At 72.8% G+C, this 20,562-nt stretch carries 6 protein-coding genes; all 6 read left to right on the plus strand.

Features of this window, described 5'->3' with window-relative positions:
• The first annotated feature begins 31 nt into the window (after positions 1–31).
• The 6 genes from QSK25_RS02360 to QSK25_RS02385 all read left to right on the plus strand — a co-directional run bounded on the left by QSK25_RS02360 (position 32) and on the right by QSK25_RS02385 (position 20,519).
• Positions 32–9,508, plus strand: a complete 9,477-nt coding sequence (locus tag QSK25_RS02360; protein ID WP_285631814.1) for a WXG100-like domain-containing protein — start codon at positions 32–34, stop codon at positions 9,506–9,508.
• Positions 9,509–9,576: 68 nt separating this feature from the next.
• Positions 9,577–17,649 carry a hypothetical protein gene (locus QSK25_RS02365; RefSeq protein ID WP_285631817.1) on the plus strand — a complete coding sequence of 2,691 codons (8,073 nt, stop codon included), beginning with the start codon at positions 9,577–9,579 and terminating at the stop codon, positions 17,647–17,649.
• A 16-nt stretch (positions 17,650–17,665) separates the two neighbouring features.
• The gene (locus QSK25_RS02370; RefSeq protein ID WP_285631821.1) at positions 17,666–18,475 is read left to right on the plus strand and encodes a hypothetical protein; all 810 of its coding nucleotides are present in this window, start codon (positions 17,666–17,668) and stop codon (positions 18,473–18,475) included.
• Positions 18,472–19,026 (plus strand): type VII secretion system-associated protein, encoded by a 555-nt coding sequence (locus QSK25_RS02375; RefSeq protein WP_285631823.1) that lies wholly within the window; start codon positions 18,472–18,474, stop codon positions 19,024–19,026. Before QSK25_RS02370 ends, QSK25_RS02375 begins: the two co-directional genes overlap by 4 nt.
• Before the next feature lie 171 nt (positions 19,027–19,197).
• Positions 19,198–19,842, plus strand: coding sequence for a response regulator transcription factor (locus tag QSK25_RS02380; protein WP_285631826.1), 645 nt, complete (start codon positions 19,198–19,200; stop codon positions 19,840–19,842).
• Positions 19,843–19,895: 53 nt separating this feature from the next.
• Positions 19,896–20,519, plus strand: a complete 624-nt coding sequence (locus tag QSK25_RS02385) for a helix-turn-helix transcriptional regulator (protein ID WP_285631829.1) — start codon at positions 19,896–19,898, stop codon at positions 20,517–20,519.
• The last annotated feature ends 43 nt before the right edge of the window (positions 20,520–20,562 follow it).

Raw genomic sequence — 20,562 nt, forward strand, 5'->3', positions numbered from 1 at the left:
ACCAGCAATTCTCGAAAGGGTTTTGAATCAAGTGAGCGGCGCGGACGGTACCACCCATCTGCCTCCTGCGTTGCAGAAGTTCTTCCAGGTCGTCCTGGGAATGGAATGGCCAGAGGCTTCCGAGGGCGGTCTGCGCGAGCTGGGTGAGACGTGGTCGTCGATCGCGTCGGCGGCGGAGGAGTTCGCCGAGGCGGTCGGCGTGGACGCCACGGCCGTCGCCTCCGCGTTGCACGGTGAGCTCGGCGATCGGGTCGTCGGGTACCTGCGTGGTGATCTCGCCGCCGGGCTGGGTGATTTGGTCGCGGGGATGCGGGAGCTGTCGCGTGCGGCGGAGACCGCGGCGGCTGACGTGCAGAAGGCCAAGATCATGTTGATCGCGATGGCCGCGCTCGCCTTGTTCACCGTGCTTTCCCTGCTCTACTCGCTGATCTTCTCGTTCCTGATCCCTGCGGTGGAGGCGGCGGCGCAGGTCGGTCTGCGGCTGGTGTTGCGGCAGTTGGCTGCGAGTCTGGCGTCGTTGTCGGTGCGCGAGGTGGGCGTGGCGGCGGTGGCGCTGGGCAAGGACGCGGTGAAGTGGGGTGCGTTCGGCGCGGGGTTCATGGGTGGGCTGGACGGCGGGATCCAGCTCGGGCAGATCGCGGCGGGCGGGCGGCACGGTTTCGACTGGGAGTCGTTGAAGGGCTCGGTGATCGGCGGTGTCATCGGTGGCGCCGTGGGTGGTGTGGCGCACGGCTTGTCGCGCGGTGCGGTGTCCGGGTTGTCGGCGGAGGTGCGGGGCCGGGTGACCGGTTCGGTGCGGGCGTTGGGGCATTTCGGTTATGCGTCGGCGCAGGTGGCTTCGGCCGGGCTGAGCAACCCGCTGATCAATGTGGCGACCGGTATGCGCGGCAACGTGTGGGACGGCATCATCGGGGCCGCGTCGCGTGCGGACGGCGTGCACGGTGGCAAGGCCGGTGGCGCTGGTGTGCCTGATCTGAAGATTCCGGACTTCGAGGTTCCCGACATCGCGGTTTCGGACGGACTGCCCTCTTACGGCGATCTCTTCCCGGACAAGTTCGATCTGAAGTCCACAAAGGATCCTCTTCGTCCTGGTGCGGCGCTCGAGCCCGCGCCTGATCTCGACGTGGACGCAAGTCCCATGTGGACCAAGGGGTCGCTGCTTCCTGGTGACGTGAGCGGGACCGGAGGACACCTCAGTCTCGCCGGGTCGGTCGGTGCAACTTCGTCTCCCGGCGTCATCGCCGAACTCGCCGCGCCGCACGAGGCGGCGGCTGCTTCCCCCATAGCAGGCGGGAACACCGTTGAGTCGCAAGGGGTCCGCGCCAGCGGTCGGCCGGACGCGGCCGAGTCGAAGCCGGCCACACCCCATCAGTCTCGACCCGCCGATCAAGTGGCCGTGCCCGCGGCAGCAGCACAGCGCGTCCCGGCCCACTCGCCAACAGAAGCGCTGCCGGACATCGCGAAGCCTCCAGCCGATGTCGCCGCCGCCGTGCGCAGGACGGCGGACGGCGGTGGCGACGTCGGCACGGACGCGCAGTCCGCCCGCCCCTCCGCCGACGCGCGGACCACGCCCACAGGGCCCGCGGACGCTCGGCCCGCTACCGAGTACACAGCTGGTTCTGCCCGTGCCAGCACGGAATCGCAGCCCGCCGCAGGCCAGGAGACCGAGGCCCAGCCCGGTTCCTCGAACCAGGAGACGGACCCCGGTGCCGCGCGGCAGGTAGATGCCGCACAGCCCGCCACCCGACCTGCCGCCGACGACCAGACCACCGCCCACCGAGCAGCAGACACGCGCCTGGCGGCGACTCCGGTGGCGGCAACCCAGAGCAGGCCGGCGCATCCGGCGCCGTATGTGCCGTCTGCCGCAGACCCAGCGACCGTTGCCCAGCCCGGCGCCGCCCAGTCCGGTTCTGCCCAGTCCGGTTCTGCCCAGTCCGGTTCTGCCCAGTCCGGTTCTGCCCAGTCCGGTTCTGCCCAGTCCGGTTCTGCCCAGTCCGGTTCTGCCCAGTCCGGTTCTGCCCAGTCCGGTTCTGCCCAGTCCGGTGCCGTCCTGTCGGCGACGGACGCACTGTCCGCCATCAAGCCCGCGGCGGACCCGCTCGCCAGTTTTGCCAGGCCTGAGGTGAACGCGCAGTCCGGTTCGGGCAGGTCTGACGTGAACGCGCAGCCGGTCTCCGCCCGATCCACGTCGGACGCGCAGCCGGTCACCCGACCGGTGACGGAAACGCAGTCCAGCGCGACCCGATCCACGCCAGAACCCCGACCCGCCCACCAAGCGGCGGCAGATTCCCAGAACAGCCCGGTCCGGGTCGCGGCGGATGCGCAGCCGGCTCGATCGGCGGTAGACGCGCACAACGTCACTCCCGCAGCAGAGGTGCAGTCCGCTCACTCCACAGCGGACGCGCAGACCGCTCTCTCGACACAGGACGCACAGCCTGTCCGTCCCGCTGTGGACGGGCAGGACCGTCAGGTGGAGGCCCAGCAATCTCTTCCCACGGCGGAGGCGCAGTCGGCTCGTCCGGAACTGGACGCGCAGACCGTTCGTCCGTCGGTGAACGAGCAGACCGCCCATCCGGCGGTGGGCGAGCAATCTGATCGCTCAGCAGCGGATGCGCAGCCTGTCAGTCCTGCGGTAGATGCGCAACCCGCCCGCTCGGCGGTGGATGCCCAGGCTGTCCGTCCTGCGGTGGATGTGCAGCAAGCGCGTCCCGCAGTGGATGCGCAGGCCGTCCGTCCGGCGGTGGACTCGCAGCCCGCCCGGCCTGCCGTCGATGCCCAGCCCGCCCCGGTGCGGGCTGCGTCGGACCCGCAGTTCGGCTCGGCCCGAACCGCTGCAGACCCTCAGCCCGCCCGCCCGGCAGACGCGCAGGCGACCCATGCCGCAGACACGCAGCCCGCCCGCCAGGCAGACGCGCAGGCGACCCGTGCCGCAGACCTCCAGCCCGCCCGGTCCGTCGACCCTCAGCCCACCCCCGCCCGCACGGTCGTGGAAGCGCAGCCGACCACATCCCGGCACGACCGGAAGGCCTTCGAACCCGACACCGCAGCCCCGCCACCACAGCGACCGAGTGTCAACCAGGTCGTCCGCGGGAGCGAAGAGCCGGCGCGCGGGACCCACGAACGGGTCGCCGAAGGCGAGAAGGCCAAGCGCGACAACGGCCATGAGCCACAGGTGGTCCCGGTCCTGACCCCGGCGATGCCGGCCGAGGCCGGCTCATCGACGGCGGCGTCCGGTGCCGGGTTCGCGTCGGGGCGGGAGTGGGCGAGCGTCAGGGACTCCGTCACGCCCACGCGACACGCCGCTGAGCGCTTCGAGGCCGTGCGCGACCCGAAAATCGAGCACGGGCAGATCGAAGGCCGCATCACGCAGATCCGGTTCGACCTGCGCCGCGCCACCTTCACGGGCGAGGACGGCACGAGCCACACCGTGCGCGAGGTGACGGCTCCCGTCTCGCTGCGCGCCGACGACCCGAGCACGGCGGCCGCGTACGCGGTCAGGCTCCAAGGCCTGCTCGACGCCCACTTCAACCACCGGTACCGCTACCCCAACGGCGACCAGGCGCACTTCACCGTCTCCCACACGGCGAAAGCGGACGGGCACTGGAGCACCAACCCGCACCAGGCGGTGCCGATCACCCTGAGCAGCAAGGAGAACGCGCGCACCGACCAGCTCACCTGGCACCTGGACCGGCCCGAGCACGCCGTCCACGAGGTCTTCCACTTCTTCGGGCTCGCCGACACCCACGCCGACGCACGGAGGCCCGCTCTGCTGGGCAGGCCCGACGAACCCGGGATCATGGGCGCCGCAACGGGTCTCGAACTCGGCGCGCACAACCTCAAGGCACTCGACGCCGCCACCTCGGCGACTCACACCAGCCATCCGGCTCCGGACCCCGTCGCCCATCCGAGCCCGCCGGCCTCGACGCTGCACGGGCCCGTCAACGCACCGTCCGCTCCTGCGAAGCACGAACCGCCGGACCCGGCCGCCGCGCAGCTGGCCTCCAGGGCGAAGATCGATCAACCGCTGGTGAAGGGCAAGCCCGCGTTCGGTCCGGTCCGCGCGGCGCTGCGGACGATGTTCGAGCAGCCGGAGAGCGCGGTCGCCGGGTGGGTGGCCGAGCAGTACGCCGACACCGTGCTGGCGTCGCTCGCCAGCACGCTCAACGGTGTCCGCAAGATCTACAAGGACAGCCTGGACGTGCGCGTCCAGGTGATCGCGATCGGTCCGGCCAGGGACGTCGGTGCCGGACGTGCGGACTTCGACTCGACGCACGTGGCGGAGCCGAGGGAGCGGTCTGCCGCGAAGGAGGTCGAGCGGACGCCGGTCGACCCGACGAAGATGCTCGACGTCCCGGCCGGTCCGGTCACGGTGTCGGGGCGGGTCGCCGGGATCGGCGCGAAGTCGAGCGGTGCCGCGGCGGCGAAGAAGGCGGAAGGGCTGCGGATCGACGCCCACCGGGAGATCGAGACCGTCGAGTCCGTGCACGACGTCGTCCACCGGATCACGGTGGAGCCTCGCGGTCGCCGGCTGTCGCGCCGCGGCCGCCACGGCTCACCGGAGATCCGCGACGTGCCGGTGACCATGACACTCGCGTGGCCCAAGCGGATCGATCCGGCGCTGCAGAGCCCGCGGTCGGTGCCGAGCAGCTACGCGGAGATCGAACCGGGCTCGTCCGCGGCCGACCGGCGGCAGGCGTACGCGAGGTTCGAACGCGAGCGCAAGGCGATCAAGCAGGTCGTCCTGGCCGGACTCACCGACGTCTTCGACCGGATCAAGGACGGGTTGCGCCTCGACCTCGCCGACGCGGAGACCACGCGGCTGCGGTCGTGGCTCGACTCACTCGGGCCCGAGCACGGCCGCGACATCGTCACCGGTGGCCTCGTCCACGAGACGTTCAAGTTCGGTCATCGCCGGCACCCCGTGGAGATCGTGCTCGGGCGCGCGTACCTGCCCCAGCACCCGCGACGGCCCTCCGAGCACGTGGAGAGCGGCCGGCGCAGCATCAGCCACCGCCACTCGACGAGCGTCGAGCACCGCCTGTCCGAGGGCGGCACACGGGAGTGGGGCGGCGAGATCAGCGTCGGTGTGGGCGAGAGCCTCGCCGAGGTGATCGGCGTGACGCTCTCCGGCGGCGTGAACTACCGGAGGTCGGCCGAGGACACCGTGGTCCAGGCCGTGGAACTGCAGCGGGACCTCGACGAGCAGACGACCGGCGACCTCGACAGCCACGACATCGAGCTGCACTACCTCGTGTCGATGACCGATGCCCGCAGGCCCAGCACACCCCGCCGGCCGAGCACGCCCCACCGGCCGGGTACGCCCAAGAGCCCCGGCTCGCCCTTCCTCGGGCACCAGGCGTTGCCGGCACCGATGACCGTGCCCGGCGCCGCCCGGCTCTCGGTCGCCCGCAAGGGCGAGATGAGCTCCGACACCGACGACGCGGGCACTGGCGGCAGCGTCGCCTCGCTGCGCGGACCGTCGGGTCTGCGGATCGCCGAGGTCCCGGCCCACGTGAGCGCGCGCTGGACGCTGACGCGGGAGACCCTGGAGGACGTCACGGGCCGCGTGGTGCACCGGCTGGCCGCCACGGGAGCGGTCCCGGGCTCGCAGGCCGCCAAGGTCACCGAGGACCTGCGCCGGCTGCTCCGCGACGACGCCCAGTCCCTCCTCGACGGCGGGGACGGACTGCGCCTGCCCCTGCCCGGCGACAAGGACCTGTTCCTGCGCGGCACCGTCGACACCGACCACGGCCGGTACGTCAAAGCCGCGCCCTGGAAGGAACTCGGCGGCCGGATCTCCGCCAGGGACTTCCGCAGCTTCGAGAGCCTCCGCCGGCGCAGCAAGGGTTTCCACGTCTCGGTGGAGGGCAGTGCCGGCGCCGCCTCGCTGTCCGGTGAGGTCGGTCCGTCGCGCACGAAGGAACGACGCGGGTCCGTGTCACAGTCCGTGGAGACCGAACAGACGTGGAGCGGCCGCGGCGGACCGAGCTACCTCTACCAGTTCCCGGTGGAGATCGAGGTCCGCACGGGCGCCGGCTGGCACTCCCTCGACGCCCCGCTGAAGTGGGACGGCGGGGCCATCTCCGGGCGCCTCGAGATCGCCGTTCCCGCGAGGCCCGGCAAGGGCGTGGACGTCGTGCCGGAGAACGTCCTCCCGGAGACGGGCTGGACGTCGCCGGGGCACGGCGTGCCGCTGCCCGCGATGCGGCCCGGCACGCTGCCAGCCGAACACGTCGTGGACTCGGTCTCGCCGATCCGCCACCTGGTCTCCACCGCGACCGGGATGCTGGAGCTCACCGCGGCGAAGGGGCTCGGCAAGGAGACCAAGGCCCTGGTCGGTCGCCTCGTGTTCGGTGACGAACCGACGAACCTCGGTGGCCGCGCGGAGGACGCGGCCGAGGACGTCTCCCGCGCCGCGCTGGAGACCTGGGGCAGCTGGAGCAGCAGGCAGGGCAGGCTCGCCGTCGCGGCCGGTCCCGCCGACGTGCTGCCGCTGCGCAGCTACAACGACGGCGGCCCTCTCGGCACGGGCAGCCGCGACCTCGCCGGCGACGTCCGGCTCACCACCACCTACGGCAACCCGAGGATCATCGACCGCAACGACGCGCAGACCTTCGGCCGCACCCAGCACCGCAAGACCGTGCTGATGTCGGGCGAGAGCGCGCAGAACGCCCTGGCCGCGTCGTTCGGCGCGTCGGTGAAGGCGGGGGAGCAGTTCACCGGCAGCGGCACGCTGTCGGCCGACTACACCAGGGGACCGGTGTCGAGCACCACCGACACCGTCGACTTCGAGACGAGCCACAGCCGGGTCGAACGCGGCTACCTCGTCGAGTTCGACGCGCACCACCACCTCGCCACGTCGGTCGGCCGGAGCCGCACCGGGCCGTTCGGTGGCCGCCACGAGGGACACGTCACCAGGCAGGAGCGCGACAAGTTCGTGCCGCGCGCGGTGAAGGTGTGGGTGACGGCGAGCGACCTGCCGCGCATCGGCGAGCTCACGAGCCACGACCTCGACCGCAACGTCCACCCCGACGACCGCGACGCCTACCACGCCGCGCACACCCCGGCCCCGCCCGCGACAACCGTGCCGAGCGTCGTCACGAAGGCGCACGGCCCCGTCGAACCCGCACGGCCGGAAGTCGTCACCGAGCTGAAGAACCGGCTCCGCGAGGAACTCCGCGAGTGGGAGAACGGGATCACCGACAGGGAGGTCGCCGCCCAGTACGCCCAGCTGCACGACACGCTGGCGCAGAGCTTCGGCACCCGTCTCGTCCTCGGCGGTTTCGGCACGATGCTCACCGACATGCTCAACGGTGGCACCGAACTGCTGGGGGAGCGGCTCGGTGAGTCGGGCAAGCTCGAACAGCTCGTCGTCGTCAGCGCGAAGCGCGTCGGCGGACGGGTGCTCGGCGCGGACGACCACCTCCGCCACCAGTCGAAGATCACCACGACCCGGCACCACGTCACGGGCAAGAGGTCGAGCTTCAGCTGGGGCGCGAGTGGGTCCGCGGTGCCCGGCGTCGGCGCACCGGAGGGCTGGGTCGGTGATCAGCTCTCCGGGTTGCTCGACCCGAACGCGGCCGCGGAGGGCCGGCGGACGGGTGAAGCGAGCACGCGGCAGGCGCACGAACAGGTCGTGACCTACACGTGGGCGGGCCAGGGTGTGCGCCACGAGTTCGGCATCGAGGTCCAGGTGTACCTGCGCCCGTGGGCCCACTCCGGCGAGTACCGCCGGCACCTGCCCGGTCTGCGCCAGACGCCGGTGCGGGAGACGTACACGCCGAGCCCGTTCACGATCGACTCGGCGATCCGGACCACGGTCGCCACCTCGGCCCTGGACGCGATGGCGCCCCTGGCCACTGTGGACGGTTCGCTGCGGGAATCACGGCCCGCGCAGGGATTCCCGGCCGAAGCGACGCTGCGGGCGTGGCCGTTCCCGGCGCCGAAGCTGCACGCGGAACTGGTGCGGCTGACCGAGGACCTGAGTGCCCGGCGCGGCGCGTCGCTGCTCGTCGGCACGCGCGCGGGCCAGCTGAGCCACTACATCACCGAAGCGTTGTCCGGCAACGGACACGTCGTCATCGTCGGCAGTCGGCGGATCGACTCGGTGACGATCCGGATGGACCTCGGTCACCGCGAGGTCGTCACCGAGCTGCCCGGCGCGACGCTCACCAACTCGGCGACGCGCACCGAGCACGCGGTCACCGAGGTGACCGGCGAGGCGAGTGCGGAGGCCGCGATCGCGGGTGGCCTCGCGGAGTCGATCGTGCCGGGGCTCTCCGGGAACCTGTTCAACCTCAACGTCTTCGACGACAGCGAGACCCGCTCGTCGACGTCCGTGGCGAAACCGTCCAAGGTCTACCTCGTGCGGGCCGAGCTGAGCTCGACCATCACCGTGGCCCGGCCCAAGGGCCCGGCGCGTCCGGTCGTGTCCACGGGTCCGGACGGCGAGGTCTGGTTGCGCGCCGACGAAGCCGGTTTGGAAGCGTTGGGACTCAAGGCGGCGGTGCCGAGCGCGCCCGCGTCCTCCCCGCAGATCCCGATGTCGCCGCGGATGCGATCGGGGTCCCTCAGGCCCGCGCCGAGCACGAATCTCACCTCCGCGTACCGGGACGCCTCGAGGGGAACGGACGAGCTCGTCCTGTCCCCGCAGGCACAACGGGCGTGGGTGGACGAACTCAGCGCTCTCGGCTCCGGCGCTCTGGAGCAACGAGACCTCCCGTCCGGCACGGCGGCCCGGCTGGCCGACATCGACGGCGCACTACCGGCGTTGAAGGACGCGTCCCTGCGTGCACGCGTGCGCAGCCTGGTCAACGACGCCGTGCTCGTCACTTCGCTCGCACCGCTGTCGTACGAACTGCACAGCGGCGCGGCACCCCGCGTGTTCCGCCCCGTGTCGCCGCAGCGACTGACCCAGTTGCTCGACGACGTCCGCGATCTGTTGCACCAGGGCGAGAACCCGTTCGACGGATCGCTGCTGCGCGGCCTCGACCACGACCCCGGGGCTCCGCTCGTCGTCAGGCTGGCGATGCTCGCGACGCTGAACCTCAGCGCACCGGCCAGGACGGCCCTGGCCAGGGACCCGCTCTTCACGGCGTTGCTCACGAAGCCGTCGGCGCTGGGGGAGGCGCTGTTCGCCGCGGCGGGCCACGAGACGCGACACGGCGGCGGATCGGCGGGCACCGCGGTGGTCAACACCGCCGTGCGCTCGCGGGTGCCGACGATCGCCGCACTGCTGCAGATCGGTCATGCCGCGGCGGATGCGGTGCAGCAGCAGCCGATCCGGCTGCGCGAGGACCTCGCGGCCCTGAACGAGCGCGCGTTCGCCCTCACCGCCGCCGACCGGCCCGACGCGGCCGCGTGGCGGGAGCTCACCGACAGCTGGTCGCGGACGGTCCAGGCCCTGCCGGCGGACCGCTACCAGGCAGTGGTGCGACCGCAGTTGGCCCCGGAACCGGACGGCTTCCCCTCGCCGGCACGGAACGGCCGGGCGGCGGGATCGCGCTGAACGGCAGGCTGGGCACGGAGGCGGAGCGCGGCGCGTTCTGGAGGGCGCTCGCCGAGGGGCCGGGCCAGGTGGTGCACACCGCGGACGGGCGTCCGGTGCACGTCCGGGCCCTGCTCGACGGTCCGAGCAGGAAGATCGTCGTGAGCGACCCCGCTGAACCCGCGTCGCGTGCGATGAGCCTCGACAGCTTCGCCGTCGAGGTTTCGCTGCGGAAGTACCGCGCACCGGCCCTGCTCCTGGCGGGCGACATCCGCCGACGGGCCGGCACCGCCGTCGACGCCGGTGTCTTCCTGGGCAGCGACCCCGGTGAACGGGCGCGGGCCGAGCGGTTCCCCAGGGCCGAGGACGGGGCGTTCACCGTCCTGCTGGGCTCGGACTCGGGATCGGCGACCGCGGCGATGATCAGCGACTCCGCGCTGGCCGGCGGGTGGAACGGCCGCGACGGCGTCCGCGTGGCCGGCCCGCGCCTGAAACCGCTGGGGGAAGCGGCACGGGGGGCGGCGAGGTCGCTCGGGGTGTGGGTCGACCTTCCGGCGAACGTGGCGGACACGGGCGCGACGGAGGGCTGGGTGCGGCACCACCCGGACGGCCGAGTCGACTCGTCGCCGTTCGAACGCGCGCACACGCCCATCCGCGCGGGTGCCTACTTCGGGGCGGACGAAGGACTCGCGGTCGCCGGGATGCTGCCGGTCGAGAAGGGCATCTTCGCGGTCGTTCCAGGGCCGGACGCCACACTGTCGGCGCAGGACGTGGTGGACGCGGTGCGGGCGACGACCGGCGAGTGGCGCGGCGTCCGGCTGTTCGTCTCGGACGGGCCCGGGCTCGCCGAGCTGGCCGCCGAGGTGAGCGCGGAACTCGGCGTGCCGGTGGCGAGGCCCGCCGCCGACCTGCGCCTGGGCTTCGCCGACGCGGGACCGGCCGTCCGGGAGACGGTGTCCGGGCAGACCGACTGGCTGATGACCCGGCCGGACGGCGAGGAGGCCGACGGGCCGCCCTACGCGCTCGGACGCCCTGCCGACGCCGAGACGGCCTTCGGGCTGCCGGCGCCGGTCCGGCTGACCGCCCGAATCCTCGCCGCGGAAGAGGACTCGGTTCCCCTGCCGCCGCGTCCGTCCGAAGTGGACGCGGCGGCCGTTGGGATCTCGTGGTTCGACCCGGCCGACACGCCGTTGCGCCCGGCGGAGTGGGAACACCTGCGCGCGACTGCCGACGTGCGCACCGTCGACACCGAGCGGTTCGACCCGTTCGTCAGCGGCGATCCGACGGCGGACAGGCTGGCCGGACAGCGGCACCTCGTGCGCTACGACGTCCGTCGCCTGCAGATCGGATCACGCTTCGTCCGCGAGCTCACGGTGCGGCTGCGGCTCGTCGGAGCGGTCGACAGCACGGCACTGGAAGCATCCGTCCACAGTGGAGTGGACTCGGTGGCGAACGCCGGCCACCGCCTGCCGGGCGGCGACCAGCTGCACGTCCGCGTGGAGTTCGTGCGGCCGGACGAGCCCGCGCACGCCGACGTCCGGATCCGGCCGCGCACCAGCAGGCTCCCGAGCGACCAGCTGCACTGGCGTCCCGACGACGGCCCCGCACTGGCCCACGAGGTGCTGCACTTCGCCGGTCTCGTCGACGAGCACACCGACGCGAGGCGGGTGTTCCTCCGTGATGGCAACCGAAGCCGGGTCGTGGCCGACGGCGGTCCGATGGGGCCGTCCGTCCACACCGGAGCGACGCTCAAGCCCCGCCACGCGTGGATGATCGAGCGGACGATGAACGACCAGCTGGGGCCGGTGGAGTCGTGGAACCCGTCCGGCAGCGCATCCCTGAAGAGCCCGGCGGGCACTGAGGCGTCGGCGGAGCACGTGCCGATGCCGCCGAGGACGGTGGACGGTGAGCTGCTGACCGACTCGACCGGCCGGACGACCCTGCTGAGCTTCCTCGGCGCCGAGTCCCGCGAGGCCTCGCAGCTCGGCAACTGGCGTCTGACCGACGAACACGCCCTGCGCCTGCTCGAACTGACGGACCCCGAGGGCGGTGCGAGGCAGACGCGGGCCGGGTGGGCCCACGCCGCCGACGACGCCCGTGAGTCCCCGCGGTTCCTGCTCCTGGAAGCCGGTGGAGGAAGGTTCACCGGTCCCGCACCGCACGCGGAGGCGATGGCCAGGCGGATCCTGGACGAGCCCGGGTTCGCCGAGCTGAACTCAGGAGCGGCCCAGGCACCCCTCGTCGTCCTCGTGGCGGACCGCACCGCGGAACCGGGCGTGAACGCGCTGAGCGGGCGGGTGGCCGAGGAGCTGCGGCACCTGCTGGGCTGGGTCGAGGTCCACCACTACCAGGGGCCGGTGCGGATCGGGCTCGGGGGTTCGGTGAACATCCCCGGGAACGGGCACGTCGGCGTTCTCCCACCGGCATCCTCCACTGATCTCCGCTGGCACGCGCAGGACGGCGTCCTCGACTTCACCGACGGCACCCGGACCGTTCCGGAACTCCCCGCGGGCCTGGGCACCGCGCTGGTGGTGTCGCTGGACGGCGCGGCGTCACACGGCCGGTTCGCGCGCCGCACCGGTGGGCACGTGGAGCTGGACGGGGACCAGTTCGGCCGGCTGCTGCTGGGGATTCGTGAGTTCCGGGCCGCTCTCGCGGCGGATCCGGCACGGCCCGTCGTGCTCACCGGCGGCCCGACCGGGCGGCGGAACGACCACGGCGGCTTCGGGTTCGACGTCGCCGGAGCACTGCACGCCGCCGGTCACTTCCCCGACGTGCACGCCCAGGTCCGCGATGAGGGCGGTGTGCCGGTGCTGGCGCGGGTGTCGGGACTGCGGGACGGCGACCTCAGGACCGAGGTCGTCCGCGACGGGGAGGACCGGCCTGTCGCGGTGCTCGTGCGGTCACCCGGCGACGACGGCCTGGTGCTGCAGGTCCGGCAATGGGCCGGCTTGCGGGGTGGGCCGCTGCTGGGCGCCTACGCCGACGCGGGCGGGGAGCACCTCCCCACACCGTGGGCGAGCCGCGATCCCGGTGTCGTCTTCGCCCGCCAGGGCTCCGGCGGCTACCTGGTGCTGCGCTCCGACGGGAAGCCGGTCGAGGTGACCGCGACCGAGCTGGCGAAGGTGGTCGGCGACGGTGCGCAGCTGCGCGAGGTGCTCGGGTTCGCCACCGCCCGCGAGTGGGTTGCCGGAACGGCGAAACCCGTGCTCTTCGCCCCGCTCGGCGGTCGGTCCGAGAGCAGCGCGGCGGAGTTCGCCGCGGGCGTCTTCGCCGGCGGTTTCGCGCGCACCGTGTTCGTGCCCCGCGGTGAGCTCACCCTCGACGCCTCCGCACTGGCGCTGGACGGACCCGGCTTCGACCGCGTCGAGCCTCCCCGGCCCGCGGAGGCGGACCTCCTGCAGTACCCGCTCGTGAACCGCGTGCTGGGCGTGCACGGGCAGTTCTTCCCGACTCGCGCCTTCGACACGGGGCTCATGGGCAACGACGCCCTGCAGCAAGCCGCGCGGCGGCACTACTACCGGGTCACGCCCGACGGCCGGCAGGAGTTCCACCTCCTGCCCGCTCCGGTGACGACCTGGATCGTGTCGGCACACGGCGACCGCCACGGCGTCAGGGCGGCGTTGACGACGAACCGGCCGCACCAGGGCGGCGACGTGATCAGGCTGAAGGGTGCCGAGCTGGCGGCAGTTCTGCACAAGGGTGGACTGTTCCTCGCGCACCACCGCGGCGAGGTGGCGCACCTGCGCATGCTGATCTGCGGGTTCGGCGCGCCGGCCGCTCACCACGGGCCGAGCCAGGCGGAAGGCCTCCGCCGGGCGTGGGGCACCGGAGTGCCGGCCCTCGGCAGTCTCCTCGCGCCGGACGACAAGGTGGCCGTGGTCTCCGACGCGGACGCGTGGGTCGACAAGGGGCACTTCGTGGACGCCGTGGCGCCCGGTGATCCGCCGATCCCGTTGCGCGACCTGGCCGCCACCGGCTCGTGGCAGGCCGAGGTGACCGAGGCAGGGCGGTTCGACGAGGTGCAGGCGATGGCACGCACCGTCGCCCGTGCCGCGGCCTGGCGCGTCCGCAAGCACGCCGTGCGGCCGTTCGTCGAGTTCGCCGCTCACGGTGACGACCTGCGGCGGACGACCGAGGCGTTCGTGAAGGCGTTCGCGGAGGAGTCCGCGAGGTTGTGGCGCCTCGGACTCCCGGTGTCCTCGTCCGACGTCGCGCTCTCGTTCTCCCGTGCCGCGACACCGCCCACCGGCGGCCCGCTCGCCGTCGTCCGGTCGTACTGCCCCACAGCGGACGTCGGCCACCAGTCTGTTCGCGAAGGGTGGCCGGAGAACATCGCCATCAAGTTCCGCGACCTGCGCGACGACCTTCCCGTTCCGCCGGACGCGCCGCCGGTGGCGGTCGCGCTGCGTGACAGGTCCGGTCGCTCCGTCGGTGTCGGTTTCCTCAACCGCGACGAAGCGGACGTCGCCCGTGACGCTTACCGGCGCAACGACGTCCAGGACGCCTTCACCGTGGCGGTGCACCACGGCCCCGAGGGCTTCCGCCTGCCGCTGCGGGAGGGTGGCGCGAGGACGGTGGACGCCGAGGGCATGATCCGCGAACTGTCCACTCTGGACACCGCGAGGTTCGGGGACTGGCGCGGGAGCCGGAGGCTGGCGTTCGTCAGCTGTCGCCTTGGCGCGCCGGAACACGCCGGACGGCTCTCCGTGCTGGAGGGGCTGGCGCGCGCGGAGGGGTTCACCGGGGAGATCTCGGCCTACCAGGGCCGGGTGGAGGTGCGTCCGGACGGGACCGTGCGGACGCTCCCCGACGACGAGCATCCCGAGCAGGGCGCGATCGTGCTCGCGGACGCGGTGGACGGCGAGCTGCTGACGGACTCGACCGGGCGCCCGACGCTGCTGAGCTACCTCGGCCCGGACGCCCGCGCCGCCGCGATGCTCCCGGACGGGGGCGAGTTCGGCCACCGGGTGCTGGCGGTGAGGGATGCCGATGGCGTCGAACGAGAGGTGCCGGCGAGCTGGGCGCACGCGGTGGACGAGGCCCGCGAGTCCCCGCGGGTGCTGGTGCTGGAGGCCCGTGCCGGCCGGTTCACCGGACCGGCGCCGGACGCGGAGGGCATGGCCGCGCGGGTCCTCGCCGATCCCGGCTTCGCCGAGCTGACCTCGGGAGGGACGCGGGCGCCCCTCGTCGTCCTCGTGGCGGACGACGGCGCCGTGCCGGGCGCCAACTCGTTGAGTGCGCGGTTCGCCGACCACCTGGTCGCCCGGACCGGCTGGGTGGAGGTCCACCACTACCAGGGGCCCGTCGAGTTCCAGGACGTGGGCACCATCGTCGTGCCGCAGGACGGGCGGCCCGTCCTGCTCCGGCCGGCGAGCCCGGCCGACGTCACCTGGGCCGTGCGCGAGGGCGTCTTCGACTTCGCGCACGGCACGTCACCGGTTCCGGCGCTGCCCGCGGGGCTCGGCGATCCGGTGGTCGTGTCCGTGGACGGCGCGCTGTCGCACGCCCGGTTCGAGCGGACCGGGGGAGGCCGGGTCGAGCTGGACGGTGCCCAGTTCGGCCGGTTGTTGCTGGAGATCCCCGAGTTCCGCGCCGTGCTCGCGGCTGATCCGGCACGGCCGGTCGTGCTGGCCGGGGGACCGGCCGGGCAGCGCAACGACCACGGTGGCTTCGGCTTCGACCTCGCGGGCGCCCTGCACGCGGCTGGCCACTTCAACGACGTGCACGCCCAGGTCCGCCACGACACCAGCGACCTGGTGAACGTCTCGGGGCTGCGGGACGGTGACCTCGACGTCGAGGTCCTGCGCGACGAGGACGGCGCATCGCTCGCGATCTTCGTGAGGTCACCGGACGACGAGGTCGTGCTGCCGCGGCTGCGGCAGTGGGCGCAGCAGCCGGGCGGACCGGAACTGGAGAGCTACGGCCGTCCCGGCGGACCGGCACAGCCGGCACCGTGGGCGGGACGGCCCGGTGTCGTCCTCGCCCGGCCGGGCCCCGCCGGACATCTCGTGCGGCGCTCGGACGGACGTCCGATCTCGGTGACCACGACCGAGCTGGCCAGGGTGCTCGGGGACGGGGCACCCCTTCGTGAGCTGCTCGGGCCGGGCACGTCCGCCGAGTGGTTCACCGGCACCGCCAAGCCCGTGCTCTTCGCCGCGCTGGGAGGCCGTGCCACCGCCGACGCGGAGGCGTTCGCGGAGGGCATCTTCGACGGCGGCTTCGCCCGCACCGTCTTCACCCCGCGCGGGGCGCTCGCCCTGGGACCGGACGGGCTGGTGGTGAGCGGGCCCGGTTTCGCACGGGCCGAGGCGCCGTACCCCGAGGACTCCGACCTGCTCCAGTACGCGGTGGTGGACTCTCTGCTGGGCGTGCGCGGGCAGTACTTCCCGGTCAAGGACTTCGACGAGACCTTCTTCAGCGTGGTGGGCAGGACGTCCGCTCAACGGCAGCACTACTACACCCGCGACATGGACGAGCACGGGACGACGACCGGCATCGGCGTCCAGCTGCTCCCCGCACCGGCGTCCACCTGGCTGGTCATGGGACACGGGAACGCCGCCGGCATGTCGGCCGCCCTGGTGACCGGCCGGCCGCACGAACGCGGCGACCAGGTCTCGCTGGACGGCGGGGAAGTCGCGAAGGTCGTGCGGCAGAGCGAGTTGTTCCTGGCTCACCACCGGGGTGCGGTCGCGCACCTGCGTGTGCTCAGCTGCGAGTTCGGCGGCAGGCTCGCCGCGGGCAGGCCGAGTCCGGCGGAGGAGCTGCGCCGAGCCTGGGACTCGGGTGCACCCGCACTCGGCAGCGTCGTGGCGGCCGACGGGCTCGTGAATCCGGCCACCGCCGGCTACGTCGTGGTCGACAACGGTGAGTTCACCGGTTTCGGGGCGAACGGCGGCCCGCCGATCCCGTTGCGCCAGCTGGCCACCACGGGACAGGTCGAGGTCGAGGCGAAGTCGGCGGACGAGTACCGCCGGGTGCAGTCCCTGGCGGTGCTGACCGCGGTGGCGGCGAGCTGGCGGGCTCGCAAACGCGTCGTGCCGCCAGCGGTGCACATCACCGGTCACGGCGCCGACCACCAGCAGGCGACCATGATGGCCGGGCTGGCGGCCATGTTGTTCGAGCGGACGTTCGTGGTCGAGGCCGAACGCCTGGAACGACTCGGCTTCCCGGTCTCCCTGGCGGACGTCGACCTCTCGCACTCGCCGGTCGTGCGCCCTGACGACGCCGGCGGCGTGCTGATCCGCGCCCGAGCCGACTTCCCGGTGGCGGACGTGGGTTTCCAGTCACTGGGCCGGGGTCCTGCCGAGATCGACGCCGAGTTCGCCGAGCTGCGCGGAGATCTGCCCGTGCCGCCGGGCATGCCCGCGACAGTGGCACGCCCGTTGCGCGATGCTTCCGGACGCCCGGCCGGCGTGGGTTTCCTCCGGCTCGACGAAGGGGAGGTGGCTCAGCAGGCGTACGCGGGCCGCGCCGCCGCTCCCGGTGAGTTCGCGGTGGCCGTGCACCACGACGCCGCGGGTTTCCGCGTGCCGTTGAAGGCCGGTGGCACGAAGACGGTGCAGGCGAACGGCCTGATGCAGGCGCTGTCCGGTTTGGACAGCGCCGAGTTCGGTGACTGGCGCCGGGGTTCGTCCTTGGTGTTCCTCAGCTGCGACCTCGGTGCGCCCGAACACCGCGGCCGGGTGTCGGCACTGGAAGCGCTGGCCCGTGAGGAGGGCTTCGGCGGACAGATCACGACGTACCGGGGCCGGGTGGAGGTCCGGCCGGACGGCACGGTCCACGCGATCGCGGACGACGCCCGCGTCGCCGACGACGCGATCGTGCTCGACTCCCCGCCGGACGTGCGCGTCCTGCAGGAGCTGCCCGCGGACCGGCCGCCCGGTGCCGGGGAGAAGGTGGCCGTGCTCGCCGGGGCGACGGCGGAGGCGGCGGCCCAGGCGGCTGAGGCGTGGGGCATCGAGGTGCTCGTGCCGCTCGACAACACCATGATCACGCCGTCGGGGCAGGTGCTCGCGACCGGCTGGCGGCGCGCGCCGGACGGGACGATGAGGCCGGACGGAGGCGCTGGTTGGGTGCTCCACGGCCCTGACGGCACCCGGCGGCACATCGCTGTCGCGGAGCTGGCCGACGCGGCGTCGCGGCCGGAGGAGACGGCGTGACCGCGACGAGTCGGCGGTGTTCGTTCCCGTCGGCCGGAGGGCACGGCGTGACCGGGACGAGTCGGCGGTGTTCGTTCCCGTCGGCCGGAGAGCACGGCGTGACCGTGACCGGCCGGCGTACTCGCACCCGCCGCCCGGAGGGCTCGGCGTGACCGCGACGGACCGCCGGTACTCCTACCCACCGCCAGGAGGGCCGGACGAACTCGTGGCGGCGACGCTGGTGGCCACCCTCGCCGAGGAACCCGGTGCCGTCGCGCTGTGGGAGACCTGGTGCGAACCCGGCTCCGTGCCGCTCCACCTCGCTCTCGTCTCGCACCCCGGCCCGGCCGCGGAACGCCTCGTCCGCGCGTTGCTCGGCCTCGGCGCCGAAGCACCGCTGGTCGAGGTGCTCGTGGACGGCGAGCCCGTGCCCGGGGACACCCGACGCGCGCTGGAGAACGGAACCCTGCTGTGGTCGGCGACGCCCGTGCCCGCGTTCCGGTTCGCGCGGGTCGGCGACGGCATCGGCGACGACGGCTTCCCGTACTTCGCGCCCGGTTACCCGGTGCTGCCGGAGGACCAGCGGCCCGACGTGCTGGCGCACCTGCTGAGCGCGCCGGTCGTGCTGGCCACCCCGGCGACGGACCTCGACGTCGTCGAACGGGAGCGCGGGCACGTCGTGCCGCTGACCCTGCGCACGAACGGCACGTGGATCTTCTCCGACGCGCTGGCCTACTACCTGGACCGCTACGGACTGGCGCCGGAACCCGGTCTGCTCGACCGCGCGCGACCACCGGACCGCGTCGCCGTGCACCAAGCCCTGCAAGTGCTGAGAGGAAGAGCGTGAGCGAAGAGAACTGGTTGTTGCTGATGGATCCCGGCTGGGAGCCGGAGGACGAGAGGGAGCCGCCGCCGTTGCAGGCGGTCGTGGGGGTGTGGGCCGTCGGGGAGGGTGGCTCGGTGGGGAAGTTCCAGGCGAACCCCGACTACGTGCCGTCCGACGAGAGTTCGCCGTCCGACCCGGTCGACGCGGCGTTGCGGCTGGTGCTGCGCGGGGAGCTGCCGATCGAGCAGGCGCGGGGTGTGCTGGCGGAGGTGCTCGTCGACGTCGCGATGAACGGCGACGGCAGGCCGTTGGTGGTGAAGTCGCCCGACGACGTGCCGTGCGTCGTCGTCTGCACCGGGCAACCCCATCGCGACCGGGTGGCTGCCCCGGACTGGCGGCGCACCGACCTCGCCGGGCTGGACGGGCTGATGGGCGAGTTCGACTGCCTGATCAACCCCGGTGGCCCGGCGGCGATCCGGCTCGCCGGTGACTTCCTGCGCGGGACGGGGCGAGAAACTCCAGAAGCCGGGGGATCTTCGGGCACGGTCGCGGCCGAACGGGTGCGCGGCTGACGCGACACCGTCAGACTGGCACCACGCTGATCTTCGTGCGGGTGCCGTAGAGGCCTCTGACCTGCCGCGACTCCACTTGCAGAACCATTCGTGAAGCCAATAGAGGCTTTGTGAAGTGAGTGTTCGCAAGCTTGTCCCGTGAACAGTGGGAGCGCTCCCCGGGGAGGCGTGATGGATGTCGTCGACGTGCTGGTGCACGGAGCCAACGAGGTCAGTCGCGCGGGTGCGGCCGCGATGCTCTCCTCGTCGAGCCGGCTGAGGCTGCTGACCGAGGACGAGATGGGGACGGGACGCTCCGGCGTCGTGGTCCTGGTGGTCGACGGCATCGCGGAGGCCAAGTCGTTCGCATACCTGCAGAACCTGCGGGCGCGGTGCGGCAGGTCCGGCGGGCCGAAGTGCGTGCTCGTCACCCACCAGTTCCGCGCGGAGGCCGTGCTCCCCGCGGTGGAGAGCGGCATCGAGGCGGTCCTCTACCGCGCGGAGATCACCGAGGGCGCGCTGGTGTCGGCGGTGCTCGCGGTGAGCCGCGGGGCGGCCGTGCTGCCGCCGCACCTGCAGGGCGTCCTGCTCGCCCAGCTCTCCCAGTTGCGCTCCCAGGTGCTGGAGCCCGCCGGGCTCACGCTGTCCGGGCTGGAGACGCGGGAGTGCGAGGTGCTGCGGCTGATCGCGGAGGGCCTGCAGACCGACGAGATCGCCGAACGCCTGACGTACTCGGAGGGCACCGTGAAGAACGTGTTGTACGGCCTGATGTCCCGGCTCGGCCTGCAGTCGCGGGCCCACGCGGTCGCCTACGCGATGCGTGCCGGCGTCATCTGACCGAAGTGCTGACACCGCCGCCACGAGCGGCGGGTGCGAGAGGAGTGAAAGCCATGGAACCGGTCCGCGTTGCGGTGCTCGCAGTCGACTCGATCATGGAGGCCGGTCTCACCAGCTTTCTGCGCGGGCGGGAGGAGGTCACCGTCGTCGACCGCACCGGCCTGTCCGGACGGGACGTGCTGGTCGTCCAGGCGAGCCACCTCACGCCGCGCCTGATCGCGCAGCTGAGGTCGGACCCCGTGCTCGAGGCCGCGCCGAAGGTGTTGCTGGCGGACCAGTTCCAGGAGACCGACGTGCTGACCGCCGTCGAGTGCCGGGTCGCGTCGGTGCTCCTGCGGGCGCACACGACGAGCGACCAGCTCGTCGCCTCCGTCGTCGCGGTGACGGGTGGCCGCGCGATGCTGCCCGCCGAGATGCTCGGCCAGCTGCTCGACAAGGTCCGCTGGCTGCAGCGCGAGGTCATGGAACCCCGCGGTCTCGGCGCGGCCGGCCTCACCGCGCGCGAGGTCGACGTCCTGCGCCTCATGGCGGAAGGCCGGGACACCGCGGAGATCGCCGACGAACTCTGCTACTCCGTGCGCACCGTGAAGAACGTGATCTACGCGCTCACGACGCGGCTCAACCTGCGCAACCGGCCGCACGCGGTGGCGTACGCGATGCGCGCCGGCGTGATCTAGGGCGTATCCCGGCAGTTCGTGCGGTGGCAGGCGCGGGCGAGAG

The organism is Lentzea sp. NBRC 102530, from assembly GCF_030269365.1.
In the GTDB taxonomy this organism is placed as follows: domain Bacteria; phylum Actinomycetota; class Actinomycetes; order Mycobacteriales; family Pseudonocardiaceae; genus Lentzea.

Bases quoted from the DNA above. Each gene is read 5' to 3' on its own strand.
- QSK25_RS02385 (WP_285631829.1), top strand. From the start codon at position 19,896: ATGGAACCGGTCCGCGTTGCGGTGCTCGCAGTCGACTCGATCATGGAG.
- QSK25_RS02380 (WP_285631826.1), top strand. From the start codon at position 19,198: ATGGATGTCGTCGACGTGCTGGTGCACGGAGCCAACGAGGTCAGTCGC.